The following is a 16,159-nucleotide window of genomic DNA, read 5'->3' as shown; positions in this document are numbered from 1 at the left end:
GCCCGCACGGGACCGGCTCCCGGCCTGACGGCGCGGCCCTGCGCGGGCCGGGCGTCAGGGGTGGCTGGTGGGCGTGACGCCCCTTCCGGGCACGACCTGGCCGGCCGGCGCGGTCGCCCGGTGCTGGTTGGCGAACATCTCCACCGGCGGCGCCGGCGGCCGGTTGTTCACGCCGCCCACCATGAACAAGGTGCCGAGCGCGACGGCCGCCGAGGCGACGCCGACCGCGACGTACCCGGCGCGGCGGCCGCCCGCCTGCCGTCCCGGCCCCGAGAAGCCGCCGCGGCGGCCCGGCCGGTTGTCGGCCGGGGCGCCGTTCAGCGAGTACGACGGAGTGGGAAAGGGACGCACGCGCGGCGGGACGGGGCCCCCCGGCTCGGACATCCGCAGCAGGGACATGGTGAGGTCCGCCGGCACGGCGGGCGGTTCGAGTGACCTGAGACGGCTCTTGAGCGCCCGCATGGCGTCCAGCTCCGCGCGGCAGTCCGCGCAGAACGTCAGGTGCGCCAGGGCGCGCTCGCGCTCGGCGTGGCCGAGCTCTCCGTCGATCAGCGCTGAGGCGCGCTCTCCGAGATGGCTCATGCTCCCTCCCTGCTGACGGTCGGGGGGAGTTCGTCGCGACGGGGCGCACGGTGCTCGAGCGCCTCGCGCAACTGGCTGCGACCGCGATGGATCCGGCTGCGGACGGTGCCCAGCTTCACGCCGAGCGTCGCCGCGATCTCCTCATAGGACAGGCCTTCGATGTCGCAGAGCACCACCGCGGCGCGGAACTCCGGCTGCAGCGAGTCGAGCGCCGCCTGGATGTCCGGTTCGAGCTGGGCGTCGTCGTACACCTGCGCCGGGGACGGCTCGCGGCCGCGCAGACGCTCCCCCGCGTCGTCGCCGAGCCCCTCGAAGCGGATGCGCTGCCTGCGCCGCGCCATGTCGAGGAACAGGTTCGTCGTGATGCGGTGCAGCCAGCCCTCGAAGGTGCCCGGCGTGTAGCTCGACAGCGACCTGAACACCCGGACGAAGACCTCCTGCGTGAGGTCCTCGGCGTCGTGGACGTTTCCGGTCAGCCGGTAGGCGAGGCGATAGACGCGCGCCGAATGGGCGCGGACGACCTCCTCCCATGTGGGAGGCGTCCAACCTCCGTCGGGTAGCCGGGGATCGCTCCCCGGCGACGCACTGTCGGGAGTATCGGCCTGGTGGTTGTCCTCCACCAGCACTCCTCTCTCCGGGACCACCGCTACAGCCATAGTGCCTGCTTTCGTCCCTTCCTGCGTACCCACCGGCCATTGAGGCCGGACCGTGTTCTTCGAAGGCCTTGAACAAAGGTCGTTCAAAGCGTGCAACGTACCCGTTGTGGCGTGAGTTCCCGTTCGGCCCCGACTCCCCTAGGCTGCGACCAATACGTGCCACGGCGAAGGCGGGGAGGAGAGGCCGATGGCCCCGACGCCGACCAGTCCGGTGGAGGCCACGCTGGCCTACGCGGAGGAGTTCCATTCCGAAGACGAGGTGCTCAGCGCCGCGAGACGGCGCGGCATGGAGGTGGGCGCCGTCCCGATCCTGCCCGGCGGCGGCGCGGCCCTGTGCTTCCTCGCCACGGCGATCAGCGCCAGGTCCGTGGTCGAGGTCGGCACCGGCTGCGGCGTCTCGGGGTTGTGGCTGCTGCGCGGCATGCGTCCCGACGGCACGCTGACCAGCGTCGACGCCGAGCCCGAGCACCAGAGGCTCGCACGGCACGCCTTCGCGGAAGCCGGGTTCTCCGGCAGCAGGGTGCGCCTGATCGGCGGCAGGGCCCTGGACGTTCTGCCGCGCCTGGCCGACGGCGGCTACGACATGGTGTTCTGCGACGCCGCGAAGCAGGAGTACGGCGACTACCTGGCGGAGGCCGTGCGCCTGCTGCGGCTCGGCGGCATCGTCGCCTTCGACCACGCGCTGTGGCACAACCGGGTCGCCGACCCGGCGCAGCGCGACCCGGACACCGTGGCGATCCGCGAGCTGGGCAAGCTGATCAGGTCGGACGACCGGCTGCGCGCGCTGATGATGCCGCTGGGCGACGGCCTCCTGGCCGCCGTCAAGATCGCCAACTGACGGCGGGCACGGACGGCGGGCCGGGCTCAGGCGTGGTGCGCGGTGGACCCGGTCCGGGCGTGGCCGGCGGTCGACCTGGTTGAGGCGTGGCCGGCGGCCGGCCCGGCTCAGGCGTAGTGCGCGGTGAACCAGTCGAGCAGCAGGCGGGCGCCGAACCCCGTCGCGCCCTTGGTGAAGACCCCGTCGTCCGCGGTGGTGCGGGCCACGCCGGCGATGTCGAGGTGGGCCCAGCGCCGCCCGCCGGTGAACTCGCGCAGGAACAGCGCCGCGGTGATGGAGCCCCCGCCGTACTTGTTCGCGGAGTCCACGTTGGTCAGGTCGGCGATCTCGGAGTCGAGCGCGGCGCGGTACTCGTCGATGAGCGGCATCCGCCACAGCGCCTCGCCGGACCTCGCGCCCGCCTCCAGCAGTTCCTTGGCCAGGTCGTCGCCGGTGGAGTACACCGCGCCGATGTCGCGTCCCAGCGCGATGCCGACGGCGCCCGTGAGCGTGGCCAGGTCGATGACGGTGTCGGGCTCCAGCACGTCGTCGGCGTAGGCCAGGGCGTCGGCGAGCACGAGCCTTCCCTCGGCGTCGGTGTTGAGCACCTCCACCGTGCGGCCGCCGTAGTGGGTGATCACGTCGCCGGGCCGCTGCGCGCTGCCCGAGGGCATGTTCTCGGCGGCGGCGACCAGGCCGGTGACGCGCGCCCGCACGCCGAGCCGGCGCAGCGCCCCGAGCACGGCGATCACCACGGCGCCGCCCGCCATGTCGGTCTTCATGAACTTCATGCCCTCGGTCGGCTTGAGGGACAACCCGCCGCTGTCGAAGGTGATGCCCTTGCCGATCAGCACGATGTGCGGGCCCGCGGGAGCCTCGGGCTCGTAGGAGAGCTGGATCAGCCGCGGCGTGCTCACCGACCCCTGGCCCACCGCCAGGATGCCGCCGAACCCGCCCTCGGCCAGCTCGCGCGGCTCCCACACCTTGACCCCGAGGCCCTCGCGCCCGGCGATCTCGGCGGCGCGGGCGGCCAGCCAGGCGGGGTTCTTCTCCGAGGACGGGGTGTTGGCCAGGTCGCGGGTGAGGGCCGTGGCGCGGGCGGTCACCTCGGCGCGCTCGACGGCCGCGCGGGCCCGCTCGGGGCCCGACAGGCGGATCTCCTCGACGGCCCTGGCCCGGACCGCCCCGATGCGCATCGTGTAGGAGCCCAGGAGCGCTCCCTCGGCCAGGGCGGCCCAGCCCGCCTCACCGGCGCCGGGGGGCAGGGCGATGTCGATGGCCCGGCGTCCCCGGGCCCGCCGGGCGAGCACGCCGCCGGCCTTGCGCAGGGCGCGCGGCCCGCCGTCGCCGATGCCGTACAGCAGGACCCGCCGCACCGCGTCGCCGTGCGAAACCGGCACCTCCACGACCTCGCCGGGCTCGCCCTTGGCGTCGTGGTGGGCGAGGAGGGCGGGGACCGGAACGGGCAGTTCCACCTCGGCGGTGAGTTCGCTCCCGAACGGCACCGCCAGCAGGTCGGCGTCCTGCGCGGGCGAGTCGACGAAGCTCAGCTCGGTCTCGATGGGCATGGTGGCCTCCCCGGCCTGGAAAGTGCGACAGCCCCGGCATGGGGTCTGACCCGGCCGCCGGGGCCGTCAAGTCGCCTGTGTCGATGGGTCGTATCAGGGGTATGTCAGCCGACGACGTTCTTCAGAGCGTCGCCAAGGGCTCTGGCCTCGTCCGGTGAGAGTTCGACGACGAGCCGGCCGCCACCCTCCAGAGGGACCCGCATGACAATGCCCCGTCCTTCCTTGGTGACCTCCAGCGGACCGTCGCCAGTCCGCGGCTTCATCGCCGCCATGCGTGTATCCCTTCCTGCCTCGGCCGGACGACACCGCCGCGCCCGTGTGCGCGCCCGGCCGCCCGCCGCTTTCACGTCTTCTGTGACGTCCCATTATCCCGCCTCGCGAGCGCGCATGGGTAACGATCTCCTCCCAGAATGCGTTGTCCGGGGCCCTGCGGCCGATCAAACTGGTCTATGTGAACGCCCGCGCCGCGCTTTTCGACCTCTACGGCGACCACCTGCGCATCCGCTCCGGACGGGCGTCCGTGGCCGCCCTGGTGCGGCTGCTGGCCCCCCTCGACATCGCCGCTCCGGCGGTCCGCACGGCGATCTCGCGGATGGTGCGGCAGGACTGGCTCACCCCCGTCCGGCTCGCCCAGGGGCCGGGGTACGCGCTCACGCCGAAGTGCCTGCGCCGCCTGGACGAGGCCGCTTCGCGCATCTACCGCACGGGCTCGGCGGTGTGGCCGGGCCGGTGGCACGTGCTGGTCTTCCAGCCGGTACGCGACCGGGCCAGGCGCGAGCGGCTGCGTGCCGACCTGGCCTTCCTCGGCTACGCCCCCCTGTGCGAGACCACCTGGGTCGGGCCGCGCGCCTCGCCGGAGCTGGACGCCCTGCTGGAGGAGCAGCGGGTCCGCGCCGACCGCTTCGTGAGCACTCTGGACGGTGACCCGCGCGAGCTGGTGGCCCGCGCGTGGGACCTGGGCGCCATCGCGCGGGCCTACGAGGAGTGGATGGGGCAGGCCGCCGACCTGGTCGGGGCCGTCTCGTGCGACGCCCCGGACGACCAGATCTTCGCCGCGCGGAGCAGGCTGGTCCACGGATGGCGCAACTTCCTGTTCCGCGATCCCGGCCTGCCGGCCGAGCTCCTCCCGCCCGCCTGGCCGGGCGACAAGGCCCGTGCCTATTTCGAACAGGAGGCGGCCCGGCTGCTCCCGGCGGCCGCCGCCTTCGTCGACCGCAACCTGGACAAAGGAGTCCACTGATGGAGCAGCCGATGGACGCGCGGCCCGGCGGCGAGCAGGTGCTCTACGCCGTCGAGCAGGGCGTCGCGACGATCACGCTCAACCGTCCCGACGCGATGAACGCCCTGACCATCGTGATGAAGGCGGCCCTGCTCGAAGCGCTCGAACGCGCCCGGGACGAGGCGGACGTGCGCGCCGTGCTGCTCACCGGCGCCGGGCGCGGGTTCTGCGCCGGCCAGGATCTGCGCGAGCACGCCGAGAACCTCGCGGCCGGGGCCGGTCTGGACGACACCGTCCGCGCCCACTACAACCCGATCGTCCTGGCGATCACCGGCATGGGCAAGCCGGTGGTGGCCGCGGTGAACGGCTACGCCGCGGGCGCGGGCGTGTCGCTGGCGCTGGCGTGCGACTTCAGGGTCGCGGCGGAGAACGCCCGTTTCGCGATGGCCTTCAGCGCCATCGCCCTCGGCCCCGACTCCGGCGCCTCGTGGACCCTTCCTCGTCTGGTCGGAGCGGCCAAGGCGCGCGAGCTGCTGATGCTGGGCGACCCCGTGGACGCCGCCGAGGCGGCGCGGCTCGGCATGGTGACCTCGGTCGTGCCGGCCGAGGAGCTGGCGCGGAGCGCCCGTGACCTGGCCGTGCGCCTCGCGCAGGGCCCCACGCTCGCGTACGGCGCCATCAAGCAGGCCCTGGACTTCTCCGCGGCGCAACCTCTGGAGGACGCCCTTTCGATGGAGGCCGACCTGCAGGACGCCTGCGCCAAGACCGAGGACCACCACAGCGCCACCCGCGCGTTCCTGGCCAAGCAGCGGCCTGTCTACGAGGGCCGCTGACGCCTCCGCCGTTCTCAGGCGATGCCGTCGCGCACCCAGCAGTCGGCGACGTGGTCGTTGACCAGGCCGATGGCCTGCATCAGCGCGTAGGCCGTGGTCGGGCCGATGAAGCGCAGGCCGTGGCGCTTGAGCTCCTTGGCCAGGGCCGTGGAGCCGGGCGTGGTCGACCGCAGGTCGGCGAGGGTGCGCGGCGCGGGCGAGGAGGGGTCGGCGTAGCGCCAGACCAGCTCGGAGACCCCGCCGGGGATCGCGGCGGCGGCGCGGGCGTTGGCGATCGCCGCCTCGATCTTGGCCCGGTTGCGGATGATGCCCGCGTCGGCGAGCAGCCGCTCCACGTCGGCCTCACCGAACGCGGCGACCGCCTCGATGGAGAACCCGGAGAACGCCTTGCGGAAGTTCTCGCGTTTGCGCAGGATCGTCAGCCACGACAGGCCCGACTGGAAGCCTTCGAGCGTCAGCCGCTCGAACACCAGGTCATCGCCGCGGACCGGCCGGCCCCATTCATCGTCGTGGTAGGAGATGTAGTCCGGAGCGCTGGTCGCCCAGCCGCATCTGATGAGCTCAGGTTCCACGAACGTCGAGGTTACCGCTCTGGCCGGTGGACTCGGGGCGGTCGTCCGCCGTGGCGGTGTCGCCGCCTGGGGCGTCGTGCCCTGCGGGCGGTTCGCCGTCCGGCTCGGGCGCGGCGGCGCCGGCGTCCCGCGGCGCCTCCGGCGCGGGCGGCCGGTGGTGCTTCGAGCCCGGCTCGGGGTCCGGTGAGCGCCTGCCCAGCCCCGAGGCGGTCCCCTCCTCCGCCGGCCGCTCGTCCAGCGGGCGGGCCGTCAGGCCCGAGAAGGTCCTCGGCGGCGCGGGATACTCCTCCGGCATCGCGATGGGCTCCGACGTCGCGATCACCCGGGGCCCCGTGGCGCCGTCGTACCGCGACGGGCCCTCCGGCCCGGAGGACAGCGTCTCGGACTCGCCGAGGGGGTGCGGCGCGGCGGCCAGCCCCTGGCCCTTCCTGACCGGCCCCGATTCGGGGGCGGGCGCCCAGGACGGCCGCGTCTGCGCCTCCTGACGGGCCTGGACGCGCCCCGCCAGCAGTTCGGCGACGCGCTGCTCCAGCACGGCGATGTGGGTGTCACGCTCGCCGATGGCCACCGCGGCCCGCTGAAGCGTCTCGTCCACCGTCTGTGTGTGGTAGCCGACCAGGCTCATCGGCAGCCGAAGCGCCATGAAGTCGACGGCCGTGAGCTGCCGCGGAGTGGGCAGTTCCAGGGGCGGGACGTCGGGGGCGAACTCCGTCAGCTCGCCGCCGCGCCCTTGCGAGACGATGACCACGCAGTACAGCACGGCGATCGCGGCGACAGCGAGAAGGACCAGCACATACGAATCGTGCCACATGGGTGCCTTTGAGCGCGCCTTGTTGATCCCGTACGCCGCCACGCATCAGCGGAGGGGCTGCTCGGAGTGGCCCGCCGGGTGAGGCGACCGGCATGGGGCACCGGTATGGCGGCACCTGTATGGCAGCATCGGTCGCATGACGCCCGTGCTCGTGACCGGCCCCGACCGCCCGCTCGACCCCTCCTGGGCGGTGGCCCGGTCGGCCGCCGAGGTCGAGCGACTCGCCGGCGCCGGGCGCACCGTCGTGGTGACCCTGTCGGGCGACGAGACCGCCCAGCTCGCCGCGGCGGCGGTGTTCGCCTGGCTGGGGGCCCGCGTCTTCCGCACCGACCACGAGGAGCAGGTGCGGCGCGCGGTCGACATGACCGAGTCGCTCGCCGGCAGGCGTCCCCCGGCCCTGGCCCGCCGCGGCCTCGCCTGAACGGGGGGCCGGTCAGCCGGTGGCCGACTCGCCGATCTCGTCGGGGTGGGGGGTGAGGGGCAGCGCGGGCTTCTCCAGGTGTTCCAGGGCCTCGGTGACCGTCGTGGTCCAGGAGATGGCGTCGAAGACGTTCGGGCGGGTGAAGCCCTGCTCGTACATGCCGTCGACCAGGCGGCGCAGCGGCTCGTACAGGCCCCACGGGTCCAGGATGACCAGCGGCTTGTCGTGCAGGCCGAGCACGCGCGCGGTCCAGATCTCGAAAAGCTCCTCCAGCGTGCCGATGCCGCCGGGCAGCACCAGGAACGCATCCGAGCGCGCGTCCATGGTCCCCTTGCGTTCCCGCATGTCGCCCGTGATGATCAGCTCGTCGGAGTCGGTGTCGGCGATCTCCAGGTCCACCAGCGCCTGGGGCATCACGCCCACCGTGCGCCCGCCGGCCCGGCGGGCGGCGCCGGCGATCGCGCCCATGCACGAGACCGTGGCTCCGCCGCTGACAAGGGTGTGCCCCCTGTGGGCCAGCTCGGTGCCGACCTCCTCCGCGAGGTCGAGGTACTTCTGATCGATCTTCTGGCTGGACGCGCAGAACACACAAATCGCCATTGCCACGGCGTCACCTTACATCGCGCCCCCTTCTCGGTCGGATCGGTCGAGGTGGTGGTTGGGCGGAGCAAATACGAGCCGGAACGCGCAGTCAAGGCCCCAGGGCGAGGCGCGCGACGGCCGGCGAACGCGGCGGAGGGACTCATCTGCCGTTATGGCCGCCACCGCACCCGGCTTCGCGAGGGCGGTGATGAAAGTTACACCCCGATGTCGTTCCTCGGCCCGATGCGACCGCAATTTTCAGACCGCTATAACCGAGGTCAGAGCGCATATGCGAACTTCAGGGAATCCGAAAGTTTCGCGATGGCCTTGACTTGTTTCGGCCAGGTTTCCAGACTGACTCCCCGAGGCGGCCTCCTCCTGCCAGCTCGGTGGTGCTGCGACGAGGGACGCCGTCCGCGACGCCTCGGTGGTGCGTTCCGGCGACGGGACGCGGCGTCGATCCCGCCGGCCATGCCGCTCGCGCGGCTTCCCCGCTTCTTCCTGATTCAGTAACTCATGGAGGTTCAGGCATGGGCACAAACGCCCTACCCCCCACCGGAACCAAGCGACCGCTCAAAGGGCTTCGGGTCGCGCTCGCCGGCGCTCTCGGCGTGCTCGGCACGGTCGCGGCGCTGACGTTGCCGGGCCCGGCCGACGCCGCGGCGAGCACGCTGGGTGCGGCGGCGGCGCAGAGCGGGCGGTACTTCGGTACGGCCATCGCCTCGGGCAAGCTCGGTGACTCGGCGTACACGACCATCGCGAACCGTGAGTTCAACATGGTGACGGCCGAGAACGAGATGAAGATCGACGCGACCGAGCCCAACCAGAACCAGTTCAACTTCAGCGCCGGTGACCGGGTCTACAACTGGGCGGTGCAGAACGGCAAGCGGGTGCGCGGCCACACGCTGGCCTGGCACAACCAGCAGCCGGGCTGGATGCAGGGCATGTCGGGCAGCAACCTGCGCAACGCGATGATCAACCACATCAACGGCGTGATGGGCCACTACAAGGGCAAGATCGCCTACTGGGACGTGGTGAACGAGGCCTTCGCCGACGGCAACTCCGGCGGGCGGCGCGACTCCAACCTGCAGCGCACCGGCAACGACTGGATCGAGGTGGCCTTCCGCACCGCGCGCGCCGCCGACCCGGCAGCCAAGCTCTGCTACAACGACTACAACATCGACAACTGGTCCTGGGCCAAGACGCAGGGCGTCTACAACATGGTCCGCGACTTCAAGTCGCGCGGCGTGCCGATCGACTGCGTGGGTCTGCAGTCGCACTTCAACGGCAACAGCCCTTACAACAGCAACTACCGCACCACGATCTCCAGCTTCGCCGCCCTCGGCGTGGACGTGGCGATCACCGAGCTGGACATCCAGGGCGGCTCGGCCAGCACCTACCAGTCGGTGACCAACGACTGCCTTGCGGTGTCCCGCTGCGTCGGCATCACCGTGTGGGGTGTCCGTGACACCGACTCCTGGCTCGGCTCCGGCGCCACCGCGCTGCTGTTCGACGGCAACGGCAACAAGAAGGCCGCCTACACCTCGGTCCTCAACGCCCTCAACTCGGCCACTCCCAACCCCACCCCGACGCCCACGGTGACGCCCACGGTGACGCCGACCGCGACGCCTACTCCCACCGGACCTGGCGGCGGCGGCAACGGCGCGATCAGGGGTGTCGCGTCCGGGCGATGCGTGGACGTGCCCAACGCCTCCACCACCGACGGCACCGGCGTCCAGCTGTGGGACTGCAACGGCCAGACCAACCAGACCTGGACCTCCACCTCGGCCGGCGAGATCAAGGTCTACGGCAACAAGTGCCTGGACGCCGGCGGCAGCGGCAACGGCGCCAAGATCCAGATCTACTCCTGCCACGGCGGCGCCAACCAGCAGTGGCGCGTCAACTCCGACGGCTCCATCACCGGCGTGCAGTCCGGACTGTGCCTGGACGCCACCGGACAGGGCACCGCCAACGGCACCACCATCCAGCTCTACACCTGCCACGGCGGCAACAACCAGAAGTGGACCTGGAACAGCTGACCCCCGCCGCGACGACAGGGCGCTGACGACCGGTTCGCAGGCCTCTGTCCGATCTAGATGAGGGACGTCTGCGGTGCGGCCGACCCGCCGCACCGCAGACGGCCGGCCCGCCGGCCCACCGCCCGCCGATCGACCGCGGGCACCGTGAGGACCGGCCGTCCGGCCCACGAACCCCCACGCCACCGAGCCTCCCTCGTCAGGGGCTCGGTGGCGTGGGATTCGCATCACAGCCCGCCATGCGCTCAGGGTTCCTGGCGGGCGCCGTTGCGCTCGCGGTCGGACTCGACGATGATCCGCACGGCCTCGTCCACGTCGTCGGTGACCTGGATCAGGTTGACGTCCTCGGGGGAGATCTTGCCGGTCTTCACCAGGGTGCCGCGGATCCAGTCGAGCAGCCCGCCCCAGAACTCGCCGCCCATCAGGATGACCGGGAACGAGGTGACCTTGCGGGTCTGCACCAGCGTCAGCGCCTCGAACAGCTCGTCCAGCGTGCCGAACCCGCCGGGCAGCGCCACGAACCCGCAGGCGTACTTGACGAACATCGTCTTGCGCACGAAGAAGTAGCGGAACTCGATGCCGAGGTCCACGTAGTCGTTCAGCTTCTGCTCGAAGGGCAGCTCGATGCCCAGGCCCACCGAGATGCCGCCCGCCTGGCGCGCCCCCTTGTTGGCGGCCTCCATGATGCCGGGCCCGCCGCCGGTGATGACGGCGTAACCGGCCTCCGCCAGCGCCTGGCCGAGTCTCTCGCCCATGGCGTAGTCGGCGTCGTCGGCATGGGTGCGCGCCGAGCCGAACACGGTGACGGCGGGCGGCAGCTCGCCGAGCTGCCCGAAGCCCTCGACGAACTCGGCCTGGATGCGCAGCACCCGCCAGGGGTCCATGTGCAGCCACTCGGTCGAGCCGCGCCGGTCCAGCAGCCTCTCGTCGTAGGTGGAGTCGGGCAGGAACTTCCCCCGGACGAGGGAGGGGCCCTGACGGCGCTCCTCGCGTGATGCTTTGCTCATGCCGATCACGCTAACCGCCCGCTGGAGTGCGCAAGCCGTACCGGAACGGGACGTCCCGCCGGGGCCGTAAAGAATCTTGGAAAATCTGTCCCGAGCAGCGGAACCGATTCTTCGCGAGGCCACGTCTAAGAGCCGAGGGTGCTGCTCGGGACTGAAAGTGGCTTTCCCCGCCAAATGGCCGGCGAGGAAAGCCACTTTCTTTTGTGCCCACAGCCGGCGTTGATCGGCGCGACGCCCCGGCGAGCATTTCACGCGCTCGCCCTTCCAGGCCGGGCCCGCGCCGCCCGTCCAGGACGCACAGGACGCTCAGGACGCCGCGTCGCCCAGCCAGGCGGTCATCCTGCGCTCGCAGTCGGCGATCATCTCCAGCGAGACGTACTCCCCCTGCTGGTGGGCGAGGTTCGGGTCGCCGGGGCCGTAGTTGACCGCCGGGACGCCGAGCTCGGAGAAGCGCGCGACGTCGGTCCAGCCGAGTTTGGCCCGGGGAGTGCCGCCGATGGCGCCGGCGAACGCCGCGGCCACCGGGTGGGTCAGCCCGGGACGCGCGCCGGGCGACCCGTCGGTGAAGCGCACCTCATACCCCTCGAAGACCTCGCGCACGTGCTCCTCGGCCTGCTCCATCGAGCGGTCGGGGGCGAAGCGGTAGTTCACCGTCACCACGCACTCGTCGGGGATGACGTTGCCCGCGACGCCCCCGGCGATGCCGACGGCGTTCAGGCCCTCGTGGTAGGCCAGGCCGTCCACGACCGGCTCACGGGCCTGGTAGGCGTTCAGCCGGGCCAGGATGGGCTCGGCGCCGTGCACGGCGTTCACCCCGTACCAGGAGCGGGCGCTGTGGGAGCGCCGGCCCTGGACGATCACCTGGGCTCGCAGGGTGCCCTGGCAGCCGCCCTCGATCTCGCCGCTGGTGGGCTCCATGAGCACGGCGAAGTCGCCGGCCAGCAGCTCGGGACGGGTGCGGGCCAGGCGCGTCAGGCCGTTGCGCGCGGCCTCGACCTCCTCGCAGTCGTAGAAGACGTAGGTCACGTCCCTGGCCGGGGCGGGCACCCCGGCGGCGAGCTTGAGCGCCACGGCGACGCCGCTCTTCATGTCCGAGGTGCCGCACCCGTACAGCAGGTCACCCTCGACCCGGGAGGGCAGGTTGCCCGCGAGCGGCACGGTGTCGATGTGCCCGGCGATCACCACCCGCTCGGCGCGGCCGAGCTCGGTGCGGGCCACCACGGCCTCGCCGTCGCGGACGACGGTGAGGTGCGGCAGCGGCGCGAGCGCGGCCTCGATGGCGTCCGCGAGGGCCTTCTCGCCTCCGCTGACCGATTCGACGTCGACGAGCGCCGCGGTCAGCGCCCGCACGTCCCCGGCCAGGTCGAGCGGCGGGACCTCAGGCATTGACGCCATGCTGGCGCAGCACGTCGTTCAGCGCGGCCTTGTCGTGGCGCTGCCCCTCTTCCAGGCGCTTGAGCACCAGGACGCACGGCAGCCCGAAGGTGCCGCCGGGGAACTCCTTGGGACGCGTGCCGCCGACGGCGACGCACCAGTCGGGGATGCGGCCGCGGGAGAGCTCTTCGCCGGTCTGCACGTCGATGACGGGCATGGAGGCCGACAGGATGGTGCCCGCGCCGACGACGGCGCCCTTGCCCACCCGCGCGCCCTCGACGATCATCGAGCGGCTGCCGATCAGCGCCTCGTCCTCGATGACGACCGGGACGGCGTTCGGGGGCTCCAGCACCCCGCCGATGCCGACGCCGCCCGACAGGTGGACGTCGCGGCCGATCTGCGCGCACGAGCCGACGGTCGCCCAGGTGTCCACCATGGTGCCGCTGTCGACGTAGGCGCCGATGTTGGTGTAGGAGGGCATCAGCACGACGCCCGAGGCGAGGTAGGAGCCCCAGCGCGCGATGGCTCCCGGCACCACGCGGACGCCTTCCAGGGACGTCTTCAGCGGGATGCGGTCGTTGTGGTGGAAGTCGCCCACCTGGCTCCTGACCATGCCGAGCACCCGGAAACTGAGCAGGATGGCGCGCTTGGCGCGCTCGTCCACGACCACCTCGCCGGAGGCGCCGTCGACGAAGGCGACACGCGCCTTGCCGGTGTCGAGCATGTCCACGGCACCGACGATCACACCGCGGGCCTCGCCGTCGTCGGGCGACAGCTCGGCGCGGCGTTCCCACAACTCGTCCACGGTGGCCGGCAAGGGGCTTTCGAAGGTCTCGCTCATGCAAGGGGAGCTTAGTGCCGCACGGGCGACCCGGCGGGGCCGGTAGGTTCTTGTCCGTGGCGCGGCGATTCTCTCGGGCGGTTCTGACGATCACAGGCATCGTCGTCGTGCTGGGCGCTGCCATCTTCTTCGGCGTCTACTACCTGCTCAACCGGGCCAAGCCCCTCGCGATCGGCGAGCACTGCCAGGTGAAGACCGCGCTGGGCACCCTCGACCTGGAGATCGAGCAGGCCCAGGTGGCCGCGACGATCGCCGCGGTCGCCACCGACCGCCGGTTGCCCGAGCGCGCCGTGGAGGTCGCGTACGTGACCGCGATCCAGGAGTCCAAGCTGCTGAACCTCCCCTTCGGCGACCGCGACTCGGTCGGGGTGTTCCAGCAGCGGCCCTCGCAGGGCTGGGGCACCGTCGAGCAGCTGCAGGACCCGGTCTACGCGACCCGCAAGTTCTTCTCCGCGCTGACCAAGGTCAAGCGCTACCAGCGGCTGCCCCTGCACGAGGCGGCGCAGGCGGTGCAGCGTTCCGCCGACGGCTCGGCGTACGCCCAGCACGAGGAGGACGCCAAGATCCTCGCCGCGGCGTTCACCGGCCGGGCGGCCAAGGCCGTGCACTGCTGGTACCCGGCCCCCGACAAGCCGGCGCCCGTGCAGGCCGCCAAGGCCCGCAAGGAGCTGGCCAGGGCCCTCGGCCAGCAGACGAGCCCGGACAACCGCATTACCGCCCCCACCGACCGCAGGGGCTGGCTGATCGCCTCCTGGACGGTCGCCCACGCGCAGAAGTACGGGCTGCGCAAGGTGCGCTACGCGGGCGTCGCGTGGAGCTCGGCGGCCGGCCAGGACGGCTGGGTGGCCGACGCCAAGGCGGCGGCCAAGACCGTCGAGATCGCCTGACGCCACCGGCACGGGTACGCCGGAGCGCCTCCACGCACGTCCCATAACAGCCGCAGACGCGCTCCGCGTCCCGCACGGCCACAGGATGCGTTCACGTCCCGCACGGCCACAGATGCGCTCCGCGTCCCGCACGGGCACGGCGTGCGCTCCGCGCCTCGCGCGGCTAGAGCATGCGCTCCACGTTGATCGAGCCGGGGGCCAGCGGCTGGGCGTAGGCGGCGGTCCACGGCTGGCCCTGCACCCGGTTGAAGCTCAGCAGCCGCCCGTCCGCCGCGAGGTAGTCGACGAAGTCCGCCAGGCCGCGCTCGGGGTAGCCGGTGGTGCCCTCGGAGCGGAAGGTGGCGGTGCCGCGTTCCATCGGGTGGAACTCGACGCCCTCCATGATCAGCATGCTCTTGGCCGGCACCATGCCCTGGGTGGGCACGGGCGTCCAGAGGTAGACCTCGAGGTGCGGCGGGTCGTCGGGGCCCTGCCGTTCTTCGACCGACAGCCACATGTAGTGGCCGAGGCCCTCTTCGAGCAGGTATTCGGTCCACTGGTCGCCCTGCCAGGAAAGGTGCAGGGCGCCCAGGACGCGCGACCTGATGCCCTGGCGGTCGATGACGTCCCCGACCTTGATCGTGCGGGGATCGAGGTACTCCGGGTTCAACACGACCGGGCGGGCCAGGGCCGGGTGCGGCGAAGTCGGCTCGGGTGCCGGCTCAGGGGGTCGGGGAGCCGGTCGAGCCGTCTTGTTCGGCCGCCGCGTGCCGAGGAAAGCGCCCAGCACGACGACGAAAATGGCTGCGCTCACTGCGAGCACGACCGCAACGGTCATGCCGCGGGATCCTACTGGAGGCGGAGCACCGCCGCATTGATCCGTTCGTCAGTCGCCGTCATGGCGATACGGATATGCGACGTGCCCGCTTGCCCGTAAAAGTCGCCCGGCGCGACCAGAATTCCTATTTCGGCCAGTGCGGCGACCTGATCCCAGCAATTACGGTCGTCGGTCGCCCACAGATAAAGGCCCGCCGTCGAGTGCTCCACGCGCCAGCCGGCCTTCTCCAGCACCGGCCGCAGAACGGCGCGCCGGGCGCCGTACAGCTCACGCTGCTCGTCGGCGTGCCGGTCGTCGTCCAGCGCGGCGGCCATGGCGGCCTGGACGGGCGCCGGCATGATCATGCCGGCGTGCTTGCGCACCTCGAGCAGCCGCTTCACCAGCGCGGGGTCGCCGGTGACGAACGCCGCACGGTAGCCGGCCAGGTTGGACCGCTTGGACAGCGAGTGCACGGCCAGCAGGCCCTCGTGGGAGCCGCCGCAGACATCGGGATGCAGGATCGAGACCGGCCGTTCCTCCCAGCCCAGCTCGATGTAGCACTCGTCCGAGGCGACGACCGCGCCGCGCTCACGCGCCCAGTCGACGACCTTGCGCAGGTGCTCGGCGGGCAGCACCCGGCCCGTCGGGTTCGACGGGGAGTTCACCCACACCAGCGGCACCCGCTCGGGGCCGAGCCCCAGCAGGCCGTCGGCGGCGTACGGCTCGGCGCCGGCGATGCGCGCGCCGACGTCGTAGGTGGGGTAGGCCAGGGACGGGATGACCACGCGGTCGCCCGCCCCCACGCCCAGCAGGGTGGGCAGCCAGGCGACCAGCTCCTTGGAGCCGATCGTCGGCAGCACGTCGGCCGGGTCGACGCTCACGCCGTGCCGGCGGGCCAGCCAGCCGGCGGCGGAGGCGCGCAGCCGCTGCGTGCCGTGGGTGAGGGGGTATCCGGGGCTGTCGGCCGCGCCCGCGAGCGCCTCGCGCGCCACGGCGGGCACCGGGTCGACGGGAGTGCCGACCGACAGGTCGACGATGCCCTCCGGGTGGGCGAGCGCCCGTTGCTTGTACGGCACCAGCCGGTCCCACGGGAAGTCGGGCAACCCGATCACCGAAACACCCCCAAGGTGGATCTCAGACGTCGGCGCGCGGTGCTG

General features: G+C 72.1%; 18 protein-coding genes. 6 read left to right on the top strand and 12 right to left on the bottom strand.

What is annotated here, in order from left to right:
* Nucleotides 1–54 precede the first annotated feature (54 nt).
* Both ABZT47_RS13780 and sigE read right to left on the bottom strand, forming a co-directional pair.
* Nucleotides 55–582: an anti-sigma factor gene (locus ABZT47_RS13780; RefSeq protein ID WP_354840411.1), complete on the bottom strand. Its 528-nt coding sequence runs from the start codon at nucleotides 580–582 to the stop codon at nucleotides 55–57.
* The gene (gene sigE / locus ABZT47_RS13775; RefSeq protein ID WP_354840408.1) at nucleotides 579–1,238 is read right to left on the bottom strand and encodes an RNA polymerase sigma factor SigE; all 660 of its coding nucleotides are present in this window, start codon (nucleotides 1,236–1,238) and stop codon (nucleotides 579–581) included. Before sigE ends, ABZT47_RS13780 begins: the two co-directional genes overlap by 4 nt.
* A gap of 187 nt (nucleotides 1,239–1,425) precedes the next feature.
* Between sigE and ABZT47_RS13770 the strand changes: the two genes are divergently transcribed.
* A complete protein-coding gene (locus tag ABZT47_RS13770) occupies nucleotides 1,426–2,076 on the top strand; it encodes an O-methyltransferase (protein WP_354840405.1) in 651 nt (216 codons plus the stop codon).
* 107 nt (nucleotides 2,077–2,183) lie between these two features.
* Here ABZT47_RS13770 and ABZT47_RS13765 read toward each other — a convergent pair whose 3' ends face one another.
* Together ABZT47_RS13765 and ABZT47_RS13760 are read right to left on the bottom strand one after the other, a co-directional pair.
* The gene (locus ABZT47_RS13765; protein ID WP_354840403.1) at nucleotides 2,184–3,623 is read right to left on the bottom strand and encodes a leucyl aminopeptidase; all 1,440 of its coding nucleotides are present in this window, start codon (nucleotides 3,621–3,623) and stop codon (nucleotides 2,184–2,186) included.
* Nucleotides 3,624–3,727: 104 nt separating this feature from the next.
* Complete coding sequence (locus ABZT47_RS13760; RefSeq protein WP_114033903.1) at nucleotides 3,728–3,895, bottom strand: DUF3117 domain-containing protein; 168 nt, start codon at nucleotides 3,893–3,895, stop codon at nucleotides 3,728–3,730.
* 143 nt (nucleotides 3,896–4,038) lie between these two features.
* Between ABZT47_RS13760 and ABZT47_RS13755 the strand changes: the two genes are divergently transcribed.
* Both ABZT47_RS13755 and ABZT47_RS13750 read left to right on the top strand, forming a co-directional pair.
* Entirely contained in the window at nucleotides 4,039–4,863 is an 825-nt protein-coding gene (locus ABZT47_RS13755; RefSeq protein WP_354840401.1) for a PaaX family transcriptional regulator C-terminal domain-containing protein, read from the top strand.
* A complete protein-coding gene (locus ABZT47_RS13750) occupies nucleotides 4,863–5,675 on the top strand; it encodes an enoyl-CoA hydratase-related protein (protein WP_354840399.1) in 813 nt (270 codons plus the stop codon). The genes ABZT47_RS13755 and ABZT47_RS13750 overlap by 1 nt, the downstream gene beginning before the upstream one ends.
* A gap of 14 nt (nucleotides 5,676–5,689) precedes the next feature.
* On the opposite strand, the gene ABZT47_RS13745 is transcribed toward ABZT47_RS13750, so the two are convergent.
* Together ABZT47_RS13745 and ABZT47_RS13740 are read right to left on the bottom strand one after the other, a co-directional pair.
* Entirely contained in the window at nucleotides 5,690–6,247 is a 558-nt protein-coding gene (locus ABZT47_RS13745) for a DNA-3-methyladenine glycosylase I (RefSeq protein WP_354840396.1), read from the bottom strand.
* Nucleotides 6,237–7,040, bottom strand: coding sequence for a hypothetical protein (locus tag ABZT47_RS13740; protein WP_354840394.1), 804 nt, complete (start codon nucleotides 7,038–7,040; stop codon nucleotides 6,237–6,239). The genes ABZT47_RS13745 and ABZT47_RS13740 overlap by 11 nt, the downstream gene beginning before the upstream one ends.
* 154 nt (nucleotides 7,041–7,194) lie before the next feature.
* On the opposite strand from ABZT47_RS13740, the gene ABZT47_RS13735 reads away from it, so the two are divergent.
* Nucleotides 7,195–7,479 carry a hypothetical protein gene (locus ABZT47_RS13735; protein WP_354840391.1) on the top strand — a complete coding sequence of 95 codons (285 nt, stop codon included), beginning with the start codon at nucleotides 7,195–7,197 and terminating at the stop codon, nucleotides 7,477–7,479.
* A 12-nt stretch (nucleotides 7,480–7,491) separates the two neighbouring features.
* Here ABZT47_RS13735 and ABZT47_RS13730 read toward each other — a convergent pair whose 3' ends face one another.
* On the bottom strand, nucleotides 7,492–8,079 hold the full coding sequence (locus ABZT47_RS13730; protein WP_354840638.1) for a TIGR00730 family Rossman fold protein: 588 nt from the start codon (nucleotides 8,077–8,079) through the stop codon (nucleotides 7,492–7,494).
* 512 nt (nucleotides 8,080–8,591) lie between these two features.
* Here ABZT47_RS13730 and ABZT47_RS13725 point away from each other — a divergent pair.
* Nucleotides 8,592–10,100: an endo-1,4-beta-xylanase gene (locus ABZT47_RS13725; RefSeq protein ID WP_354840389.1), complete on the top strand. Its 1,509-nt coding sequence runs from the start codon at nucleotides 8,592–8,594 to the stop codon at nucleotides 10,098–10,100.
* A 242-nt stretch (nucleotides 10,101–10,342) separates the two neighbouring features.
* Here ABZT47_RS13725 and ABZT47_RS13720 read toward each other — a convergent pair whose 3' ends face one another.
* From ABZT47_RS13720 to ABZT47_RS13710, 3 genes are all read right to left on the bottom strand, one after another.
* A complete protein-coding gene (locus ABZT47_RS13720) occupies nucleotides 10,343–11,104 on the bottom strand; it encodes a TIGR00730 family Rossman fold protein (protein WP_354840386.1) in 762 nt (253 codons plus the stop codon).
* 306 nt (nucleotides 11,105–11,410) lie between these two features.
* Complete coding sequence (gene dapE, locus ABZT47_RS13715) at nucleotides 11,411–12,490, bottom strand: succinyl-diaminopimelate desuccinylase (protein WP_354840384.1); 1,080 nt, start codon at nucleotides 12,488–12,490, stop codon at nucleotides 11,411–11,413.
* Nucleotides 12,483–13,319, bottom strand: coding sequence for a 2,3,4,5-tetrahydropyridine-2,6-dicarboxylate N-succinyltransferase (locus ABZT47_RS13710; RefSeq protein WP_354840382.1), 837 nt, complete (start codon nucleotides 13,317–13,319; stop codon nucleotides 12,483–12,485). Before ABZT47_RS13710 ends, dapE begins: the two co-directional genes overlap by 8 nt.
* Before the next feature lie 56 nt (nucleotides 13,320–13,375).
* Here ABZT47_RS13710 and ABZT47_RS13705 point away from each other — a divergent pair, with 56 nt between their 5' ends.
* Nucleotides 13,376–14,206, top strand: coding sequence for a hypothetical protein (locus tag ABZT47_RS13705; RefSeq protein ID WP_354840379.1), 831 nt, complete (start codon nucleotides 13,376–13,378; stop codon nucleotides 14,204–14,206).
* A 163-nt stretch (nucleotides 14,207–14,369) separates the two neighbouring features.
* Here ABZT47_RS13705 and ABZT47_RS13700 read toward each other — a convergent pair whose 3' ends face one another.
* Entirely contained in the window at nucleotides 14,370–15,023 is a 654-nt protein-coding gene (locus tag ABZT47_RS13700) for a DUF4178 domain-containing protein (RefSeq protein ID WP_354840376.1), read from the bottom strand.
* 11 nt (nucleotides 15,024–15,034) lie between these two features.
* Nucleotides 15,035–16,114 (bottom strand): succinyldiaminopimelate transaminase, encoded by a 1,080-nt coding sequence (dapC, locus tag ABZT47_RS13695; RefSeq protein WP_354840374.1) that lies wholly within the window; start codon nucleotides 16,112–16,114, stop codon nucleotides 15,035–15,037.
* Between the last annotated feature and the right edge of the window lie 45 nt (nucleotides 16,115–16,159).

The sequence above is a fragment of the Sphaerisporangium sp. NPDC005289 genome, assembly GCF_040607455.1.
Classification (GTDB): Bacteria; Actinomycetota; Actinomycetes; order Streptosporangiales; family Streptosporangiaceae; genus Sphaerisporangium; species Sphaerisporangium rhizosphaerae.
This window is presented reverse-complemented; position numbering and strand designations above follow the sequence as displayed.

Bases quoted from the DNA above. Each gene is read 5' to 3' on its own strand.
- ABZT47_RS13760 (WP_114033903.1), bottom strand. From the start codon at position 3,895: ATGGCGGCGATGAAGCCGCGGACTGGCGACGGTCCGCTGGAGGTCACC.
- ABZT47_RS13720 (WP_354840386.1), bottom strand. From the start codon at position 11,104: ATGAGCAAAGCATCACGCGAGGAGCGCCGTCAGGGCCCCTCCCTCGTC.
- ABZT47_RS13780 (WP_354840411.1), bottom strand. From the start codon at position 582: ATGAGCCATCTCGGAGAGCGCGCCTCAGCGCTGATCGACGGAGAGCTC.
- ABZT47_RS13725 (WP_354840389.1), top strand. From the start codon at position 8,592: ATGGGCACAAACGCCCTACCCCCCACCGGAACCAAGCGACCGCTCAAA.
- ABZT47_RS13730 (WP_354840638.1), bottom strand. From the start codon at position 8,079: ATGGCGATTTGTGTGTTCTGCGCGTCCAGCCAGAAGATCGATCAGAAG.
- ABZT47_RS13750 (WP_354840399.1), top strand. From the start codon at position 4,863: ATGGAGCAGCCGATGGACGCGCGGCCCGGCGGCGAGCAGGTGCTCTAC.
- ABZT47_RS13735 (WP_354840391.1), top strand. From the start codon at position 7,195: ATGACGCCCGTGCTCGTGACCGGCCCCGACCGCCCGCTCGACCCCTCC.
- dapE (WP_354840384.1), bottom strand. From the start codon at position 12,490: ATGCCTGAGGTCCCGCCGCTCGACCTGGCCGGGGACGTGCGGGCGCTG.
- ABZT47_RS13770 (WP_354840405.1), top strand. From the start codon at position 1,426: ATGGCCCCGACGCCGACCAGTCCGGTGGAGGCCACGCTGGCCTACGCG.
- ABZT47_RS13700 (WP_354840376.1), bottom strand. From the start codon at position 15,023: ATGACCGTTGCGGTCGTGCTCGCAGTGAGCGCAGCCATTTTCGTCGTC.
- sigE (WP_354840408.1), bottom strand. From the start codon at position 1,238: ATGGCTGTAGCGGTGGTCCCGGAGAGAGGAGTGCTGGTGGAGGACAAC.
- ABZT47_RS13765 (WP_354840403.1), bottom strand. From the start codon at position 3,623: ATGCCCATCGAGACCGAGCTGAGCTTCGTCGACTCGCCCGCGCAGGAC.
- ABZT47_RS13710 (WP_354840382.1), bottom strand. From the start codon at position 13,319: ATGAGCGAGACCTTCGAAAGCCCCTTGCCGGCCACCGTGGACGAGTTG.